This is a genomic window from Clostridium transplantifaecale (assembly GCF_900626075.1).
Taxonomy (GTDB): Bacteria; Bacillota; Clostridia; order Lachnospirales; family Lachnospiraceae; genus Otoolea; species Otoolea transplantifaecalis.
This window is the reverse complement of the sequence record NZ_UYZY01000005.1, coordinates 313964-330020: the sequence shown is the minus strand read 5'-3', so window position 1 is coordinate 330020 and position 16057 is coordinate 313964. Positions and strand designations below refer to the sequence as shown.

The window sequence follows — 16057 nt, the reverse complement described above, 5'->3', positions numbered from 1 at the left end:
GTTCCTTTAATTAAATCCATAGAACTTCTGTGTGATCTTATAGCAGGCAATCGACACCTTCCTGCCGCTCTTGCCGGGCAGGTTTGTACCCTGGCCGAGAAAACCCCAGCGGAGCCTGATATAAAGCCCCAGGTTCTTCTGTTTCAGATACTGCCACAGCTCTTTCTTCTTGGCCAGGTTCTCCTCCGTCTCGGAGCGGATGGCCAGAATCGAAGAAACCGTCATCATAATCTCCAAATAGCGGATCATGTATCTGCGGAGTTTCCTGTTGGTCATCTTCATGACGTCATAATATCCAAGCATCAGCTTTGTCACACGGATCTGCTGATCCAGACGGCCGATCATAACCGCTTCATTCACCGACTGGTCTTCCCTTCCGATAAAATACCGGTAGAAATTGACATCCAGATAATACATGGATTTCACATGCGGCAGCGGCTGGTACACAAATATGTTGTCCACATAGAATGTATGCTTCGGAAGCTCCAGGCCGCACTCCCGCAGCATCTCCGTGCGGTAGATAACGGAATGCATCAGGATATACTGGCCCAGCATGAATATCTTCACTCCGCTCCAGTCAATCAGCTCTTCCTTTGGAATAGCGGTCCTGTAATTCATGACCTTCTTCCGCTTCACGCCCTGCTTCTCATATACAAAGTTTGTAATCAGCATATCGAGGGTGACATTGTCATGGCAGAACTTACGCAGGGTTTTCAAAACCTCACGGTAGGCCTCCTCATTGACCCAGTCGTCACTGTCCACTACCTTGAAAAAAACACCGGAGGCATTTCTCAGGCCGGCGTTGACCGCTTCACCGTGTCCGCCGTTCTCCTGATGGATGGCACGGCAGATACCCGGATAACGCCTCTCATATTCGTCCGCAATCTCCGCCGTATCGTCCTTCGTGGAACCGTCGTCAACAATCAGGATCTCCACCTCATCTCCTCCCGGAAGGAGCGACTCGATGCAGTGCCTCATATAGGCAGCGGAATTATAGCAGGGGATTGCAACTGATAAAAGTTTCAATGGTCTTTACCTCCATTATTTTTTCTGTATGTTTAATTGGTTACAGCAGATTTTTCTTCCTGAAAAAACGGATTTGCAGGATATCTTCCCTGCCGTATTCTTCTCTCTCTTTCAAAACAGCCAGGCGGTAACGAATCAAGCCAACTGCTCCATCTCCGCGTTTACCTGATCCTCACAGGAGCGCATCGCCAGAATTGTCTGATCCAGCAGACGGTCAAGTTCCCATCCAAGCTGGTCCGCGCCTCTGGAAATAACATCCCTGGAACAGCCCGCAGCAAATTTTTTATCTTTGAACTTCTTCTTTAAGCTGGAAAGCTCCATATCTTTTGAACTTTTGGAGGGGCGCATCCTGGCTGCCGCACCGATTAAACCTGTTAATTCATCAGAGGCAAATAGAACCTTCTCCATCTCGTGTTCCGGCGCCGTATCAACGCGGAGACCGTAGCCGTGGCTGACAACAGCATGAATCAGCTCCTCCTCGGCTCCTCCCTCCCTCAAAAGCTCCGGAGCTTTCTCACAGTGCTCTTCCGGATATAATTCAAAGTCAATATCATGAAGGAGTCCGACAATGCCCCAGAAATCAGCATCCTCTCCATAGCCCAGTTCTTCTGCGTACCAGCGCATAACCCCCTCTACCGTCAGAGCGTGAAGGATGTGAAATGGTTCCTTATTATATTTCTTCAATAATTCCAGTGCCTGTTCCCTGCTAAGTGAAGTTTTCATTTCTTTTTCCTCTCTTGAATCTTTTTCCCCTGCATTCCTTCCGGAACCTGCAGGAGTAATTTGTCTTACCTATAGTTATATCAAAATCCTTATGCAAAATAAAGCATCTTTTCTTACAATTTAAAATAAAATCCTTTACCTTTTTATGGAGGCGGTAAAATTCTGCAAACTATTGTATTCTTCAGAGCCTTGTTGACGGTGAAAAAATATTTTATGTACAAGTCGCCGCTGCCGGTTAAAGGGTGATTTTTCCGATACATTTTTCAATGCACCACTTTAAATCTATCTTTTCTGCAGTATCCGATGCATAGATCGGATAACTCGCCACCAGCTCGCCTCCCACATAATAGGAAACGCTGCCAACCGGGGTTCCGGCCTCAACCGGAGCCGGCCGTTCTTTCGGATACTCATATCGGATGTCCGGCGTCTCATCTTTTCTCATCAGAATTTTCAGTGTCTGTTCCTCTTCTCCCAGGCACAGGGACATGGGAACCTCGTCTTTCTTGCCGTCTATTATCTTTAACGAGGGAAAGTCCTTATTTTTTTCAAAAATTTCGTAATAGTCGTAATTTTCAAAGGCGTAGCCGGCCAGTTTTCTCATATCATCCCATTTATACGTCTTGTGGGGAGGCCAGCCGCAGCCGAGCAGAGCCACCGTAAACTCTCTTCCATCCTTCTTAAGCGCGCCGACATAACAATATCCGGCATTCCCGGTAAATCCCGTCTTTCCCGACAGCGCCTCCGGCATCATCGAAAGCAATGCATTGTGGTTTCCAAGATAAAAGGAACGTTTTCCGCTCTCATCGCTAATTGTTCGCGACGCGGTCCTCGTAATTTCCAGGAATTCACTGCTCTTCGGGGACTGTTCCACGCAGTAGCGCATAATCCTCGCCAGATCGGCGGCGGTCGTGGAGTGGGGCTCCCCGTCTTCTTTCCTGGTTCCGTCCAGGCCGTTGGGCGTAACAAAACAGGTATCCGTGCAGCCGATATCACGGGCCTTCTGGTTCATCATCTTCGCAAAGCCGTCCACCGTTCCGCCAATATGCTCCGCTATTGCTACCGCCGTGTCATTATGGGATTCAAGCATCAGGGAATATAGTAAATCCCCCAGACGGTATTTCTCACCCGCTCTTATACTCAGCTGGACATCCGGCATGGAGGCAGCGTAAGAGCTCACCTCTACCATATCATCCAGATTTCCCTGTTCCAGAGCCAGAATGCACGTCATAATCTTTGTCGTGCTGGCCATCGGCCTCTTCTCGGCTTCCTCTTTTCCATATAAAATGCGCCCTGTCGCGGCGTCCATGAGCACTGCCGACTGGGCGCACAATTTCGGCTGGGATATCGGACCGGGTTCCGCCTCCCCGGTGGTTTCGTGCTCCGTCCCCTGCACAGTTTCCTGAAATGTTTCCACTCCTGTCCCGGCTGCCTGGCAAAATACCGCCGCTTTCCGGTCTGTCCCCAAAATCACGAGAAACAGCCCCAGAAATACGGCGGCAGCAATTTTTATTATTCTATCTCTCATCCCCGCTCTCCCGAAAATCTCCTCAGGAAAACTATATGCGGGTAAAAAATCATTTATTCCAGCGGCTCATTAAGCTTTTCCGTTCCCGGCAGAACAAAGCGTCCGCCTGCAATAACAGGTGTTACGGTTCCGTCTGCGTGAACCGCTTCAATGCGGTCCAGCTCGGAGTAAGGAATTGTAATATCCGTATGGCAGTTAAAATAGGCCTCGGACGGATCTTCGTTCCTGCGGACGGAAATCTCATTCTCTTTTGCCACAATCTCTTTCCCGTCTGGATTGTGCATCGGGCAGTCCTCCATCCAGCTGTAGCAAGTATCTCCTACTGCAAAATGCGGTCCCATCTTCTCAGCGATCAGAATCGGGAATTTATCGAGAATCTGGTATTTTTGTGCGACCGCATAAGCCGTCGTATTGGTGCCGATGGCAAATTCCCCCATCGGAAGGCTGTCATGATTCTTCATAATAGCCTGTTTTACCAGTGCTTTTCCTTCTTTCTCATCCGCAAAGTTCGCACAGCCGTAATCTGTAACCGTTCCATCTTTAAATTCCATATAGAGGTCTTTGAACTGGTAATCGCCAATGTAGACACAGCCTACAAAAAGTGTGCCTTCCGTCCCTGACAGTACGGGAGATGTGAAAACCTCTCCCACCGGAATATTCACGTCGGCCACACAGTTCTCAAATTTTGTCTCTTTATCCGGATCGGAAAGTTTACGGAGATTGATCCTTAAATTGGTCCTGTTCTCCCCCATGCCGTAAACACGGACATATTCCGCCTGATCGAGGGCATCTATAATCAACTGCTGGATATCCCTGTAAAGCTCGTAGTCCAGTGTGTTGATCCTGATGGTTTCCTCAAAAATCGCCTCAAAGTCTCTGCCGATCTCGGGCAGCGGGAATGCAATGATGGTAAAGCTGGTCTCCATTCCAGGCACATAAGTATCGGTAATCTGCATTGATTCATTTGCGTAGGCGAGAAGCAGCTTTTCCTGTTTCTCATTCAGAGCAAATGCTTCTTTCTTATTTTCCGGTGCAAAACCTTCCTCACCGAAGGTCTCCACAACAGCCGGTCCTGCATATCCTCTTGCCAGCGTCTTATACTCTTCGTACGCCACCTTGAGAACCGACAGTTTTCTTTCCTTAAACGCCTTGTCCAGATAAATTGCGCTGTCATAGCGGTGGTCGTAATCATACTGCCTGTTGGCAGGCGTTGCATAGTAACCGTTCGTCCTCGTGGCAGCGCGGTTGATCGTTCCCACGGCAGCCCTGCTGATGACCGGCTCCAAGCCCATATTTCTGAAATTCTCCACGGCCATGCGGATCATTCGCTCAAATCCGATGTGATACCGGATCTGGACCGTCTTCTTTCCTTTGTACTCGCGGCCGCTTGCCACAAATCCCTTTCTCAGTCCCTCGGTATAAGTGTCCGCCATCTTTCTGACGGTTTCCTCCGGAAGAGAATTTAAAAATGAGGCCACCTTATGCTCTGATTCCGAGATATACTCCCCAAACAGGTAAAGATATCTGAGATCGGAGAGATCACTGTCCATGATAATGGATTTTGCAAAATCCAGAGAAGGATCCAGTGTCTCACGCACCCTGTAGGTCAGCATTACATCGCAGTAATCACTGACAAAATAGTAGAGAATCTCTTTCAGTTCCTTAAGCTCCGGCGTCTCACCTTCAAACAGGTTGTATGCCTCGATGAAAACTTCTTCCAGGATTGTCATATCGGCCAGTCTGCTCTCAAAGGCGTATACGATCATTCCCCGGATCTCGGTGTACAAAAATGACAGATACTGACCTAAATCCTGCCCCAGGCGTTCCACTGCATAAGCCGGGTTCGCATAACTCTCACCGTACTGTCCCGGCAATACATCCTCATAGAGCCGGTGGTTCAGCGCCTTCATTTCTTCCAGGTCCAGCTTTTCAAGTCCTCCTCTATTCTGCATCACGAAAACATCCTGGATCATCAGAATAAATTCCGCTGTTCTTCTGAAATAATCCCTGTACGGTTCCTCCACCGTCTCCTCGCCTGCAAACTGCCCGATTCTCTCCAGGGCCAGTTCATGGCGTTCTTCCACTGCCTCATTCTCTTCTCTGAACATTTCCCAATACTTCATATTTATCACCTCTTAAATCCTATCAGTAATATTACAAAACACAGAATTACCATAGCGGCCGCAGCCACTGTCCCTATCTTTGCCAGAATATAATTCTTCTCCGGTTCCTTAAAGGAACGGTATCCATAGCGCAGCGACACAACGGAAAATAACACGCCTGAAAAACAGGCGGCCACGGCTCCCAGCGGCGTATCCCCCTGGCTCCTGACACTGAAAACCATTCCTGCCACACAGAGCGCCAGCCCCACAGCCGCAGTGATTAAGCACATAAAACTGTTCTCCGCCATCGGCTTCTTGATATATGAAATTCTGTTATCTGTCTGACGCGCCACTTGCCATCCTCCTGACTCCTCTTACAATACAGACGCAGATATAGCCTGCAATTCCTCCTAATGTATTCAAAAACATATCATCCACATCAAAACTTCCCACCTTGAACACTAGCTGAATCGTCTCAATGCCAAAACTCATAAGAAAGCTCAGCAGAAACGTATTGTACCATTTCTTTCCCCTGCGGCTGATAATCGGCAGGATAAATCCAAAAGGCATGAAACAGACGACATTACCCACCGTGTTCAGCAAAAAAGAGCGCATTCCAAGAAGCTCCCTGTATCTGTAAAATCGTTTGATTTCCTTAAACAAAACGAGATTATAGGCATATTCTTCATGCCCCGAACGGCCAAACCCATCCGAAAAAAACATAAAATATGTCAGCACCACCAGATAGCAGATAAACAGTATCCAACATATCTTCTGGTGCATTTTTGTATTTTTAATCATATATTCCCCATCTATCGGCCATAGCAGTCCGGTCTTACGGCCTGCCTCCGCCATTAATAAACAACTGCCCTGCCGGGCAGCGCCTGAGCTTTCCATTTCATATTATCCGGGTGTGTCCCCGGCAGGCAAAAAAGAATACTGCAAAGGGCTCTGCTGTTCTTCGACAGGTTAATCCGTCTCTTCAGCAGAAGCCAGACCTCTGCAGCACTCATTGTATTCCAGACAGCCTTAAAATGGGGGCTGCCGTTTCTCATTCGATACGGTGTAAGTCACAATAAAGAGTCCGGGGAACATACTCTCCGGTTCCACGATTAGAATGTTATCTCTGCTTTGCGTTTCAGCAGCACGGCACCGCTGATGATAGCCATCACTCCGGTTGCCACTCCGGCCGTAATAATCACACTGCCAATTACAATATTGATAATGCCCGTATTGCGCATCGTCTTATATACTTTCTCCATATCGGCCACTCCTTGCATGTTGTTTTCTAATTCCAGCTTTATTCGTTCCGTGCCTTTATTTCGCGCCGTACTGCACGTAATATGCGTCAATTGCTGCTTTCAGCACATCGTCGATCACTACCTTACCCTGGCACTCCCTGTTATATAAGTGCTCAACCACGTCCGCCATGGAAACGATGGCAGCGGTAGGGAAGCCGTAAAGTTCCTTCACTTCCTCAAGCGCACTCTTGTCCCCTTTACCTCTCTCCATACGGTTTAAGGAAACCATCAATCCCTTTACTTCCACATTAGCCTGTGCTTTGATAATGGGGAATGTCTCCTCGATTGATTTGCCGGATGTGGTTACGTCTTCGATGATAACGACGCGGTCTCCGTCCTTCAGTTTACTTCCCAGAAGAATTCCGGTATCTCCATGATCCTTTGCTTCTTTTCTGTTGGAACAGTAACGGATATCTTTTCCGTAAAGCTCGCTGATGGCCATAGTGGTAGCTACGCTGAGAGGAATTCCCTTATAGGCCGGTCCAAAAAGTACATCAAAATCGAGTCCGTAGTTGTCATGGATAGCCTTTGCATAATATTCACCCAGTCTGCGAAGCTGCGTTCCCGTCACATAGGCTCCCGCATTCATGAAAAACGGGGATTTCCTGCCGCTTTTTAATGTGAACTCTCCAAACTTGAGCACCTCGCTCTCCACCATGAATTCGATAAATTCCTGCTTGTACTGTTCCATCTCATCTTCTCCTTCTATATATTGCAGATTTCTCCGCACTTTTATTCTTAAATCTTGTCCGGATACCCATTTTCATATAAATGCAGATTGTCGGCACCAAGACATTATTTTCCCTATTTTACCACAGCTAGGCTGGTTTTTCAATCTGCGCATGTATAAAATTTGAGTCCTCCGATGACCCGAGGTACTGTCCACCGGCAATCTGCCAAGAGGTGTTTTCAAGCGTAATATGCTTGAAAATCCTGAGCTAAACAGCACGTAATGGCGCTTGTGCCATTTCTGTGCATCACGAAGCGTGTATTGTTCACAGGCAGAATTCCGTGAGGTGTTTTGTACCATATATTCACAAAATTCCAGGTTAAGTGCCATTACAGGCTGTCATAATATTTTTCTGCCTCTTCCCGGCTTAACAAAAAGCGTTTGGACAGCTTCTCTATAATCTGTTCCCGGCTCTTTCCTTCCTCCAGATTGTCCAGGATAAGAGCTTTGATTCCCTGCTCAATCCCCTCTTTTATTCCTTCTTTTCTCTCTTCATCAAGTATGCTGCACATACTTTCCAATCCCTCCTTTTTCTCCTTCAGATATCTGACTTTTCTCACTATATTCGGAAAGGAATCCGTTTTGTAGCCACTGTCCGAATTTTTCATATAGTGTAAAAGCTCATCAATCTTTTCATCACCGCAGCGGCACTCCAGATTTGCATAAATCTCATGAACGCCGTTGTATAAGGCACTTCCGCTGCACTCTAAAACCCTGCCCACACGGTAAATTCCCCTGTTATGTGCAAGAAAATCCTTTTCCGTTATAAAAATCATGTAAATATCCGGCAGGGCCTGATAGGGCACCCCCTTTTCCAAATAGCTCATATCAATACTTGCCTGGTAGTATCTTACTCTTTTCTGGTGAGCACCGTCATCCGACACCTGCATTTCAATATTAATCAGGCGCCCTTCCATGTCCTCGGCCAGAATATCTAAAACTACGGAATGATTTTCAATATTCCGGATTGAATACTGTGCCTTTACCTCCTTCACCGTAAATCCCGGATCGCAAAGCAGAATACGGATTGCCTCTTCACATGCTTCCCTATCCTCCAGTACCTTGCAGAAAAACACATCACTTGTCATGTTGAACCGGCCGACCTTTCTCCGGCGTTCCTCATAGGACTGCGTCCGGCTGTCCAGGCTGCTCTCCGGCCTCTCATTATTCATTTGTAACTCCTCTCTTTCGTGACAGGAGATAATAATTCTATGTTTTTGCAGCCACCGCCCAGCGATGTACGGGAAACGCATAAGATGCTGCTTTTATTCTGAAAAGACTTGGGATTTTCACATTAAAAGCGAATGAAAACACCTGGCGGAATCATTATCTCATGAACAGTTATGACAGGAGTTTCTTGATCCTGCCATATGTTTTTGTCTGTTGAAATATGGCAGAATTTGCCGTTTGCAATGTATTGCAGAATTTAAAACCTGATGCCGTGATACCAGCATCGACTTGTGTATTTTATTATAACCGTTCGCAAGGGGAATATCAAGATTTTTTTGTCCTATGAGGGGATTTAGTTGAGAAATGAGGACGCCGCCGTCAGGCCAGGGGCCGGAGTGGTGAGGGGGATCGATGAGTCTTTCGTCCCGGGCGTCAGGTTGTCGCGGGCGGGGAATCCGGGCAGAAAAAGTTCCTGCGGGAAACGCTTGCGCTCGTTGGAGTACATAATGGTACTAACCTCGAAAAGACCTCGGTAAGTACCAATGAACTCCCAGGTTCCCTCCGGAATCTTTTTCTCCCTTCTTCCCCACAGGAAGGTTATGGCCGGGACGAAAGACTCAGCCAAGACGGCTGCCCGGCCCCTGGCCTGCGGCAGCTGATTTGTCCTTTTTCTTCAATGGGGGAGGCGCTTGTCGCTGCCGCTACGTTTCTCTGGATGCCTGAAAACTGCATCCTGTTCACTATGAGACTATGTACATTTATAATTTTATAATCTTAGAGTGTTTATTCTGATACTCTTTTTATGCAGCCCAGGATGTCGTCAGAATATAAACTAGTTACGACTATATCGTGGAAGCGACAATACCTCCTCCCCACTTGACGAAAGAGACAATCAGCCCCTGAAACCGGCGGACGGGGCAATAACCTTCCCTGAGTCTTCAGTCCCGTCAACAACCTGCCCGGGGAAGGAAGGAGAAAACTTTCCGTAGGGGACCTTGGAATCCGCCGGTGCTTGATGAGGTATTTTCGAATCTAGCATCCGTTGCGCATTCCACCAGCGGGAGCGAGTCCCCGTAGGAATTTTTTCTCCTGGATTCCCCCTCACGACAACTTACCAACCGGGACTGAAGACTCATACACAACCTCCCACCACCCCGTCCGCCGTCTTACAGAGGCGTCCTCGCATCTCAACTAAACTAAATCCTCATTTTACCGCCCCAACCAACTCATTAATATCATCCACATGATATTTCTTCATATAAGCCTCGATTCCCTCCACAATCTCTACGGTTGCATAAGGATTATGGAAGTTCGCCGTACCTACGGATACCGCCGTCGCACCGGCCAGAATAAACTCTACCGCATCGTCGGCCGTCATGATTCCTCCCATTCCGATAATGGGAAGTTTGACAGCGTTAGCCACCTGGTAAACCATTCTGACAGCCACCGGCTTGATGGCAGGGCCTGAAAGGCCTCCTGTCTTGTTGGCTACGGCAAAGGCACGTTTGTGTATGTCGATCTTCATTCCCGTCAGGGTGTTTATCAGCGAAAGAACGTCGGCTCCGCCGGCCTCGGCCGCCTTTGCCATGACGGTGATATCCGTCACGTTGGGGCTGAGTTTCATGATAACGGGCTGTTTTGCATACTTTTTGACTTCCCGTGTGATAGCTTCCACCGCTTTCGGATCCTGTCCGAAGGCGATACCGCCTTCTTTCACATTGGGGCAGGAGATATTGATCTCCAGCATGTCCACCGGCTGGTCGGAAAGTTTCTCCACCACGTCGATGTAATCCTCCGTCGTCTTACCGCAGACATTGACAATGATTTTTGTGTCAAACTGGGTTAAATAAGGAATGTCCCTCTTTGCAAATACGTCATATCCCGGATTCTGGAGGCCGATGGCGTTGATCATACCGCCGTAAGTTTCGGCAATCCTCGGTGTCGGGTTGCCCGGCCAGGGAATGTTCGCCACCCCTTTGGTGACAACGGCTCCCAGCCTGTTCAGGTCCAGCATCTCGCCGTATTCCGCACCGGAACCGAAAGTGCCTGAGGCCGTCATAACCGGATTCTTAAGCTCCACGCCGGCCAGATTTACTTTTGTATTCATTATAAATCCACCTCCTGTGCCAGAAAAACGGGACCGTCCTTACAGATCCGTTTATTGTGTACATTACTGTGGTGATCTACCTCTTTACTCTGGCAGACGCAGGCAAGACAGGCTCCGATACCACACGCCATCTTCTCTTCCAGGGAGATATAGCAGCGGATATTATGTTCCTCTGCGTACTGCTTCAGCGCACGCAGCATCGGAGTGGGGCCGCAGGCATACATGACGTCGGCAGTCAGTCCGTTTTCCCGGATGGCATCCAGCACATTACCTTTTGTCCCCACACTGCCGTCCTCGGTAGCCACAAATACTTCCCCATACGCCTCGAATTCATCCTTAAGAAAGAGGCTCTCATCGCGATAGCCGAGCACCATCTGTTTTTCACAGTTTAAGTTCTTTGCCAGTTCCAGCATCGGCGGAATTCCGATTCCTCCGCCAATCAGGAATACGTTCTCTCCCTCCTGAGGAAAACCGTTCCCAAGAGGTCCCATAATATCGATAGGGTCTCCCGATTCAAAGGAGGAAAATTCCTTTGTTCCGGCCCCCGCAATCCTGTATACAATGCGCAGTCTCCCTTCATCGGCATCTGCTTCACAGATGCTGATCGGACGCGGAAGTAATCTGGAACCGTCCTTGCTGTATACAGAGATAAACTGTCCGGGTCTGGCTTCCTTTGCGGCCTCCGTCGTAATCCACATACTGTAAATCTCAGGAGCCAGTTCTTCCTGGCTGTAGACAACTGCTGTTTCTTTCACCTGTGCCATTGGTTCCTCCTATAATACGCTGTTGATATCGGCAATCATATCTATGACAGCCTGTCTGGATGCCTCTGCAAAATGCTCTGCGCCAAATTTCGTATATGGTTCTTTCTTATAAGCCGCAATGATTCCTCTGGAAGAGTTGACAACCGCCCCCAGTCCATCCTCATTGAAGCAGTATTTCAAATCTTCAGCCGTTCCGCCCTGAGCGCCGTATCCCGGTACCAGGAAATATGTCTTCGGCATCAGTTTTCTGAGCACTCTGCTCATCTCGGGATAGGTTGCTCCTACTACCGCGCCAACATTGCTGTATGCGCCGTCCATGGATGCTTCTCCCCACTCTACCACCTTCTCGGCCACCAGCTCATAGAGCGGCCTTCCGTCAATCAGACGATCCTGGAATTCACCGCTGGAAGGATTGGATGTCTTGACCAGTACAAAGATGCCTCTGTCATATTCATTGCAGACATCTACAAAAGGTTTCACTCCGTCTGTACCCAGATAAGGATTCACCGTAATATATTCCGTATCAAAACCGGTACAAACCGTATTTCCAACCTTCACTTTGCCAATATGGCCCGTCGCATACGCAGTGGAGGTTGAACCAATATCACCGCGCTTTACATCTCCAATTACTACAAGGCCCTTCTGCTGGCAGTATTTTACAGTCTTATCGTAAGCCTTCAGTCCCTCGATCCCGAACTGCTCATACATGGCAATCTGCGGTTTTACGGAAGGAATCAAATCGGCAGTCGCATCCACAATCTCCTTATTAAACTGCCAGATGGCCTCTGCCGCTCCCTCCAGAGTCTCTCCATACTGCTCATACGCTTTCTTTGTCACATGCTCCGGTATATAGCTTAACATCGGATCAAGTCCCACACAGATTGGCGCCTTTGTCTTCTGTATCTTTTCAATTAATTTGCTGACCATTATTTCCTCCTTCAGGTTACTGCTGCTTTGCATTTTTCTTGTGTTTGGTGGTTCTTTTCGTGTTATAATCTTCCTTATTTTATCATAAGTCCAAATTGGTTTCAAGGCAAATTGAGATGCGGGACGCCTCTAGTGGGGGAGCGGGGGAGAGATGGATTGGGGGTCTTCAGTCCCGGCCGGAGATTGTCGTGAAGGGGGAATCCGGGCCGGAAACATTCCTACGGGGACCCGCTCCCGCTTGTGGAATGCGAAACGGATCGCCCCGCCGCCATCCCAACATCGGCTCTTTGTCCCTTTCGTCAAGTTGGATAAGGGGTTTATCGCAGCCACTACTTAGTCTATTAAGAACTAATGCTTTATGAATTGCCTTAAATTTTTTATATTCATAGGACTATATGTAAAAAACGAAAAAAAGAAGCTGCCGCAAATGAAATTTTTCTCTAAGATATAGCTTACGGTTATTCCCGATTCTCACATCTTGTCCAGAAAATTTCGTTTACAACAGCTTCTACAGGGACCGGATGGTGGGTGATAACCTGCACGGCATCAGTTCCGGCCGAAAACGTTACGGTGGGGAAGGAGATTTCTATCTTCTGAATTTCCCACCCACCACTGACCATAGCCCGGAACTGATGCCTCAAAATCCTCACTCACCAACCCGGTCCCCGGCCGTACCGGCGGCCTCATTTTTCAACTCCTTAATGTAATGACAGAGTCGCCACATAATCCCCATTTTTATACACCTTCGCCGCAAACTGCTCCTCCGTCACTGTTTCCAGCTCCATCCACAGCTCTTCGGCGGCCAGCATGATGTGTGAAAGCATAATTCCGATACTGAACTCCTTCATACTCTCCGCCGCATTCAGGGCGAATCTGCTTTTTTTGGCAAAGACGTAAATCCTGTCTGCATACACGATGAAACGCCAGGGCTGGGCGTTAAAAGCGGAAGGCGCCAGACGGGCCGCCTTCAGCACTGTCTTAATCTGCTCTCCCGCTTCCTCCTTGAAGACACAGAGTTCGTTTAACGGCAGTCGCTTGGCAAGGGGACTTTCCCTGTACAATTTCCCTTCGGGCCATCCAAAAGCTACGAGCATCACGAGGCGTTTTCCGTTCTTAACCGGCTGTTTCAGCCGGCTTCCGCCCAGATAACACGTTCCCAGACCCTTGACCGTCATATAAAGAATTAATTGTTCCATTATATAACCGCCGTTTCTTTCATAGCCCTCTTCCGGTTCGGAGTAAAAAGCCAGGTAATAAGGCGCTTCTGCTTTCCACAGGCCCTTGACCTCAGCTTTCTTTTTCGTGTTGTCAAGAATCTCCAGCTCTGTCCGAATCCGATCATTCAGTCTGGAGGTTTTTTCAAAGTATGCAAGAATCTGCGCCTGCAGTCTCTCCGGAACTTCCCGGTCCGCATATTTTCTAACGGAATGTCTGCTTCCGATTGCCTCGTACAGGTTCATCCTGGTCTCCCCCTTTTTCTATCGCCGCAGTCAGAGCCGCCATCCGGTCCCGTTGCTGTTCAGCCAGGTTTGCCTCACAGAAACGGGACAAAAACTAGATAAGCCCCGACACAAGAGGCACCACAAGCACGGTAAGAAGTCCGGCCACCGCAATAGCCAGGCTGCCCATGGCGCCCTCTATTTCTCCCAGTTCCAAAGCCCTGGCGGTTCCGATGGCGTGGGCTGCTGTCCCAAGCGCCAGGCCTTTAGCCATAGGCTCTTCAATTTTAAATATTCCAAACAGCCAGTCCGCAATAATATTCCCCAGTATTCCCGTGATTATTATGCTGACGATGGTAAGTGTCACAATACCTCCCGCTTCCTCGCTGACGCCCATGCCGATTGCCGTTGTGATGGACTTGGGAAGAAGGGATACGTAATGAGTGTGCTCCAGGCCAAATGCCTTCGCCATGACGAAAATACTGCCGGCGCTGCCGAGCACTCCCGTCACAATTGCCGCTGCCACGGCCACCAGGTTCTTCTTAAGAAGCTCAAGCTGCCTGTAAAGCGGAATGGCCAGACAGACTGTGGCCGGGGTGAGCAGATAGCTCAAAAAGCCTGCTCCTTTATTATATTCTTCATAGTTAATATGAAATACCGATAAAAATGCAATTACAAGTATAATCGCAACCAGCAGAGGGTTCAGGATTGCAAGACCCGTCTTCTTCCTCAGCCACACTCCGAAAAGGTAGGCTCCCACGCTGATCAGCATTCCGAAATAGAGTGACGATTCGACTAACTGATTCATAAGCGGTATCCTTTTTCCTTTCTTTTTCCCGTTCCCCGTATGATACGCTGGGCCATTCTGCCCGTTACCGCCATGACAAATATCGTGGAAACCACTGATATCACGGTGAGCGGTATCAGAATGTCTTTCACTTCCTGCACACTGTTTAAAAGACCGGCTCCTGCCGGGATAAACATAAGCGGCATCGTATCCAGGAAAAAATCGCCGACGCCCGACACATCCTCCACCTTCAGCGTCCCCGCACACAGCAGGACCAGAAGGATAAAAAGGCCGTATACACCGGCCGGCACCGGAAGCGGAAGCAGGTGATTCAAGATTTCTCCCACCATTGTTATTCCAAAAATAATTGTAGCTTCTTTCAGGTACTTCATTCTGTCATATCTCCTCTCGTCTGAACGTTTTAATTCTATCACTCCATTTTTTATAGGACAATATGAAAAGTACAATAAATTCAGAGAAAATTTGTTGAAAAATTTGCCTTTTATGTACTATACTTAATAAAACGTTGTCAGTAAGCCGCCGGTTTTGGATTAAAACCTTTTTTCACCGCGGAATAGACGGACACAGACCATAACCGCGCGCCGGGATTCTTTCCCGCGGCAGGCATGACAGGAGATATCATATGCAGATTATTAAAACAGACAGACTTACTGTGCAGCAGGTAAAAGAAATCGGACATCTTATTGATGAATGCCGCTCCCTTCACCCGATAAGAACCAGCTTTCCTTTTGAGGATGGTTCCGTATTTTTTCTGGCTTATGAAAAATGCGCCTCTTCCATTCCGGTTCTGGTCTGCGCTCTTGCGCTTATTATGCCCGAAACAGACGGTTTTGATGAAACGGCCGAATGTCTGGCTTTCACCCATCCGTCTTTCAGAAAAAAAGGATACTTTTCAGCTGTCTTTGAGGAAGCCGGGACTGAATTTGAAGAAACCAGCCTTCTGATTCCGGTGGACGGGCAGGATCCCGCCGTCATCCCCGTTCTGGAAACAATCGGTGCGGAATACGATTCCTGCGAATACAGAATGGAACTTGCCCTCTCCTGCCCATGCCTAAATGACGCCCCGCCGCTGTCCGGCAGACGGCTCATCTGCCGCTCTTTAAACGGCCCCGATTCCTCTGTCTCCTACTCGTTCTCATTGGAGTCTGATGCACCCCTTCCCATTGCCGTCTGCCGGACGGCTTCTTTCGGCGCCAATGTCTGCCTCTATTCCTTCCTGGTGGAGGAAGACTATCGCGGACGCGGCTTTGGAGAGGAAGCGCTTTTATCTGTTATCGAAATTCTGCGCAGCCGGGGGAACGATGTTCTGTTCCTCCACGTATCGGGCGATAATGATGCTGCCGTGAGTCTTTATAAAAAGACAGGATTCCGGATTACCGAAACCCTGTCCTATTATCTGTATTGATGGCGGTGGCCTGTACTCAAGACACGCGGG

At 48.5% G+C, this 16057-nt stretch carries 17 protein-coding genes; 1 reads left to right on the top strand and 16 read right to left on the bottom strand.

What is annotated here, in order from left to right; all coding sequences use genetic code 11:
• Nucleotides 1–6 precede the first annotated feature (6 nt).
• The 16 genes from EJL91_RS18865 to EJL91_RS18795 all read right to left on the bottom strand — a co-directional run bounded on the left by EJL91_RS18865 (nt 7) and on the right by EJL91_RS18795 (nt 14993).
• Entirely contained in the window at nt 7–1026 is a 1020-nt protein-coding gene (locus tag EJL91_RS18865; protein ID WP_125143510.1) for a glycosyltransferase family 2 protein, read from the bottom strand.
• 135 nt (nt 1027–1161) lie between these two features.
• Nucleotides 1162–1749 carry a hydrolase gene (locus EJL91_RS18860; RefSeq protein ID WP_125143509.1) on the bottom strand — a complete coding sequence of 196 codons (588 nt, stop codon included), beginning with the start codon at nt 1747–1749 and terminating at the stop codon, nt 1162–1164.
• Between the two features lie 235 nt (nt 1750–1984).
• On the bottom strand, nt 1985–3274 hold the full coding sequence (locus tag EJL91_RS18855) for a D-alanyl-D-alanine carboxypeptidase family protein (protein WP_125143508.1): 1290 nt from the start codon (nt 3272–3274) through the stop codon (nt 1985–1987).
• A 53-nt stretch (nt 3275–3327) separates the two neighbouring features.
• Nucleotides 3328–5397 carry an aminopeptidase gene (locus EJL91_RS18850; protein WP_125143507.1) on the bottom strand — a complete coding sequence of 690 codons (2070 nt, stop codon included), beginning with the start codon at nt 5395–5397 and terminating at the stop codon, nt 3328–3330.
• A gap of 5 nt (nt 5398–5402) precedes the next feature.
• Nucleotides 5403–5729, bottom strand: a complete 327-nt coding sequence (locus tag EJL91_RS18845; protein ID WP_125143506.1) for a hypothetical protein — start codon at nt 5727–5729, stop codon at nt 5403–5405.
• Entirely contained in the window at nt 5710–6273 is a 564-nt protein-coding gene (locus EJL91_RS18840) for a VanZ family protein (protein ID WP_125143505.1), read from the bottom strand. Before EJL91_RS18840 ends, EJL91_RS18845 begins: the two co-directional genes overlap by 20 nt.
• A gap of 215 nt (nt 6274–6488) precedes the next feature.
• The gene (locus EJL91_RS24660; RefSeq protein ID WP_164516888.1) at nt 6489–6638 is read right to left on the bottom strand and encodes a hypothetical protein; all 150 of its coding nucleotides are present in this window, start codon (nt 6636–6638) and stop codon (nt 6489–6491) included.
• Nucleotides 6639–6693: 55 nt separating this feature from the next.
• The gene (pyrE, locus tag EJL91_RS18835; RefSeq protein WP_125143504.1) at nt 6694–7368 is read right to left on the bottom strand and encodes an orotate phosphoribosyltransferase; all 675 of its coding nucleotides are present in this window, start codon (nt 7366–7368) and stop codon (nt 6694–6696) included.
• Between the two features lie 368 nt (nt 7369–7736).
• The gene (locus EJL91_RS18830; protein WP_125143503.1) at nt 7737–8579 is read right to left on the bottom strand and encodes an Rpn family recombination-promoting nuclease/putative transposase; all 843 of its coding nucleotides are present in this window, start codon (nt 8577–8579) and stop codon (nt 7737–7739) included.
• A gap of 350 nt (nt 8580–8929) precedes the next feature.
• Nucleotides 8930–9202 (bottom strand): hypothetical protein, encoded by a 273-nt coding sequence (locus tag EJL91_RS18825; RefSeq protein WP_125143502.1) that lies wholly within the window; start codon nt 9200–9202, stop codon nt 8930–8932.
• Nucleotides 9203–9781: 579 nt separating this feature from the next.
• The gene (locus EJL91_RS18820) at nt 9782–10684 is read right to left on the bottom strand and encodes a dihydroorotate dehydrogenase (RefSeq protein ID WP_125143501.1); all 903 of its coding nucleotides are present in this window, start codon (nt 10682–10684) and stop codon (nt 9782–9784) included.
• On the bottom strand, nt 10684–11448 hold the full coding sequence (locus EJL91_RS18815; protein ID WP_125143500.1) for a dihydroorotate dehydrogenase electron transfer subunit: 765 nt from the start codon (nt 11446–11448) through the stop codon (nt 10684–10686). The genes EJL91_RS18820 and EJL91_RS18815 overlap by 1 nt, the downstream gene beginning before the upstream one ends.
• Nucleotides 11449–11457: 9 nt before the next feature.
• Nucleotides 11458–12375: an orotidine-5'-phosphate decarboxylase gene (pyrF, locus tag EJL91_RS18810; protein ID WP_125143499.1), complete on the bottom strand. Its 918-nt coding sequence runs from the start codon at nt 12373–12375 to the stop codon at nt 11458–11460.
• A gap of 698 nt (nt 12376–13073) precedes the next feature.
• A complete protein-coding gene (locus tag EJL91_RS18805; RefSeq protein ID WP_125143498.1) occupies nt 13074–13835 on the bottom strand; it encodes a nitroreductase family protein in 762 nt (253 codons plus the stop codon).
• A 94-nt stretch (nt 13836–13929) separates the two neighbouring features.
• Complete coding sequence (locus tag EJL91_RS18800; protein ID WP_125143497.1) at nt 13930–14622, bottom strand: LrgB family protein; 693 nt, start codon at nt 14620–14622, stop codon at nt 13930–13932.
• Complete coding sequence (locus tag EJL91_RS18795) at nt 14619–14993, bottom strand: CidA/LrgA family protein (RefSeq protein WP_125143496.1); 375 nt, start codon at nt 14991–14993, stop codon at nt 14619–14621. Before EJL91_RS18795 ends, EJL91_RS18800 begins: the two co-directional genes overlap by 4 nt.
• A 251-nt stretch (nt 14994–15244) precedes the next feature.
• On the opposite strand from EJL91_RS18795, the gene EJL91_RS18790 reads away from it, so the two are divergent.
• Nucleotides 15245–16027 (top strand): GNAT family N-acetyltransferase, encoded by a 783-nt coding sequence (locus tag EJL91_RS18790; RefSeq protein ID WP_125143495.1) that lies wholly within the window; start codon nt 15245–15247, stop codon nt 16025–16027.
• The last annotated feature ends 30 nt before the right edge of the window (nt 16028–16057 follow it).

Excerpts from the sequence above, each read along its gene's own strand:
- EJL91_RS18820 (WP_125143501.1), bottom strand. The coding sequence starts at position 10,684 with ATGAATACAAAAGTAAATCTGGCCGGCGTGGAGCTTAAGAATCCGGTT.
- pyrF (WP_125143499.1), bottom strand. The coding sequence starts at position 12,375 with ATGGTCAGCAAATTAATTGAAAAGATACAGAAGACAAAGGCGCCAATC.
- pyrE (WP_125143504.1), bottom strand. The coding sequence starts at position 7,368 with ATGGAACAGTACAAGCAGGAATTTATCGAATTCATGGTGGAGAGCGAG.
- EJL91_RS18860 (WP_125143509.1), bottom strand. The coding sequence starts at position 1,749 with ATGAAAACTTCACTTAGCAGGGAACAGGCACTGGAATTATTGAAGAAA.
- EJL91_RS24660 (WP_164516888.1), bottom strand. The coding sequence starts at position 6,638 with ATGGAGAAAGTATATAAGACGATGCGCAATACGGGCATTATCAATATT.
- EJL91_RS18850 (WP_125143507.1), bottom strand. The coding sequence starts at position 5,397 with ATGAAGTATTGGGAAATGTTCAGAGAAGAGAATGAGGCAGTGGAAGAA.
- EJL91_RS18815 (WP_125143500.1), bottom strand. The coding sequence starts at position 11,448 with ATGGCACAGGTGAAAGAAACAGCAGTTGTCTACAGCCAGGAAGAACTG.
- EJL91_RS18805 (WP_125143498.1), bottom strand. The coding sequence starts at position 13,835 with ATGAACCTGTACGAGGCAATCGGAAGCAGACATTCCGTTAGAAAATAT.
- EJL91_RS18800 (WP_125143497.1), bottom strand. The coding sequence starts at position 14,622 with ATGAATCAGTTAGTCGAATCGTCACTCTATTTCGGAATGCTGATCAGC.
- EJL91_RS18840 (WP_125143505.1), bottom strand. The coding sequence starts at position 6,273 with ATGGAAAGCTCAGGCGCTGCCCGGCAGGGCAGTTGTTTATTAATGGCG.
- EJL91_RS18795 (WP_125143496.1), bottom strand. The coding sequence starts at position 14,993 with ATGAAGTACCTGAAAGAAGCTACAATTATTTTTGGAATAACAATGGTG.
- EJL91_RS18790 (WP_125143495.1), top strand. The coding sequence starts at position 15,245 with ATGCAGATTATTAAAACAGACAGACTTACTGTGCAGCAGGTAAAAGAA.
- EJL91_RS18830 (WP_125143503.1), bottom strand. The coding sequence starts at position 8,579 with ATGAATAATGAGAGGCCGGAGAGCAGCCTGGACAGCCGGACGCAGTCC.
- EJL91_RS18855 (WP_125143508.1), bottom strand. The coding sequence starts at position 3,274 with ATGAGAGATAGAATAATAAAAATTGCTGCCGCCGTATTTCTGGGGCTG.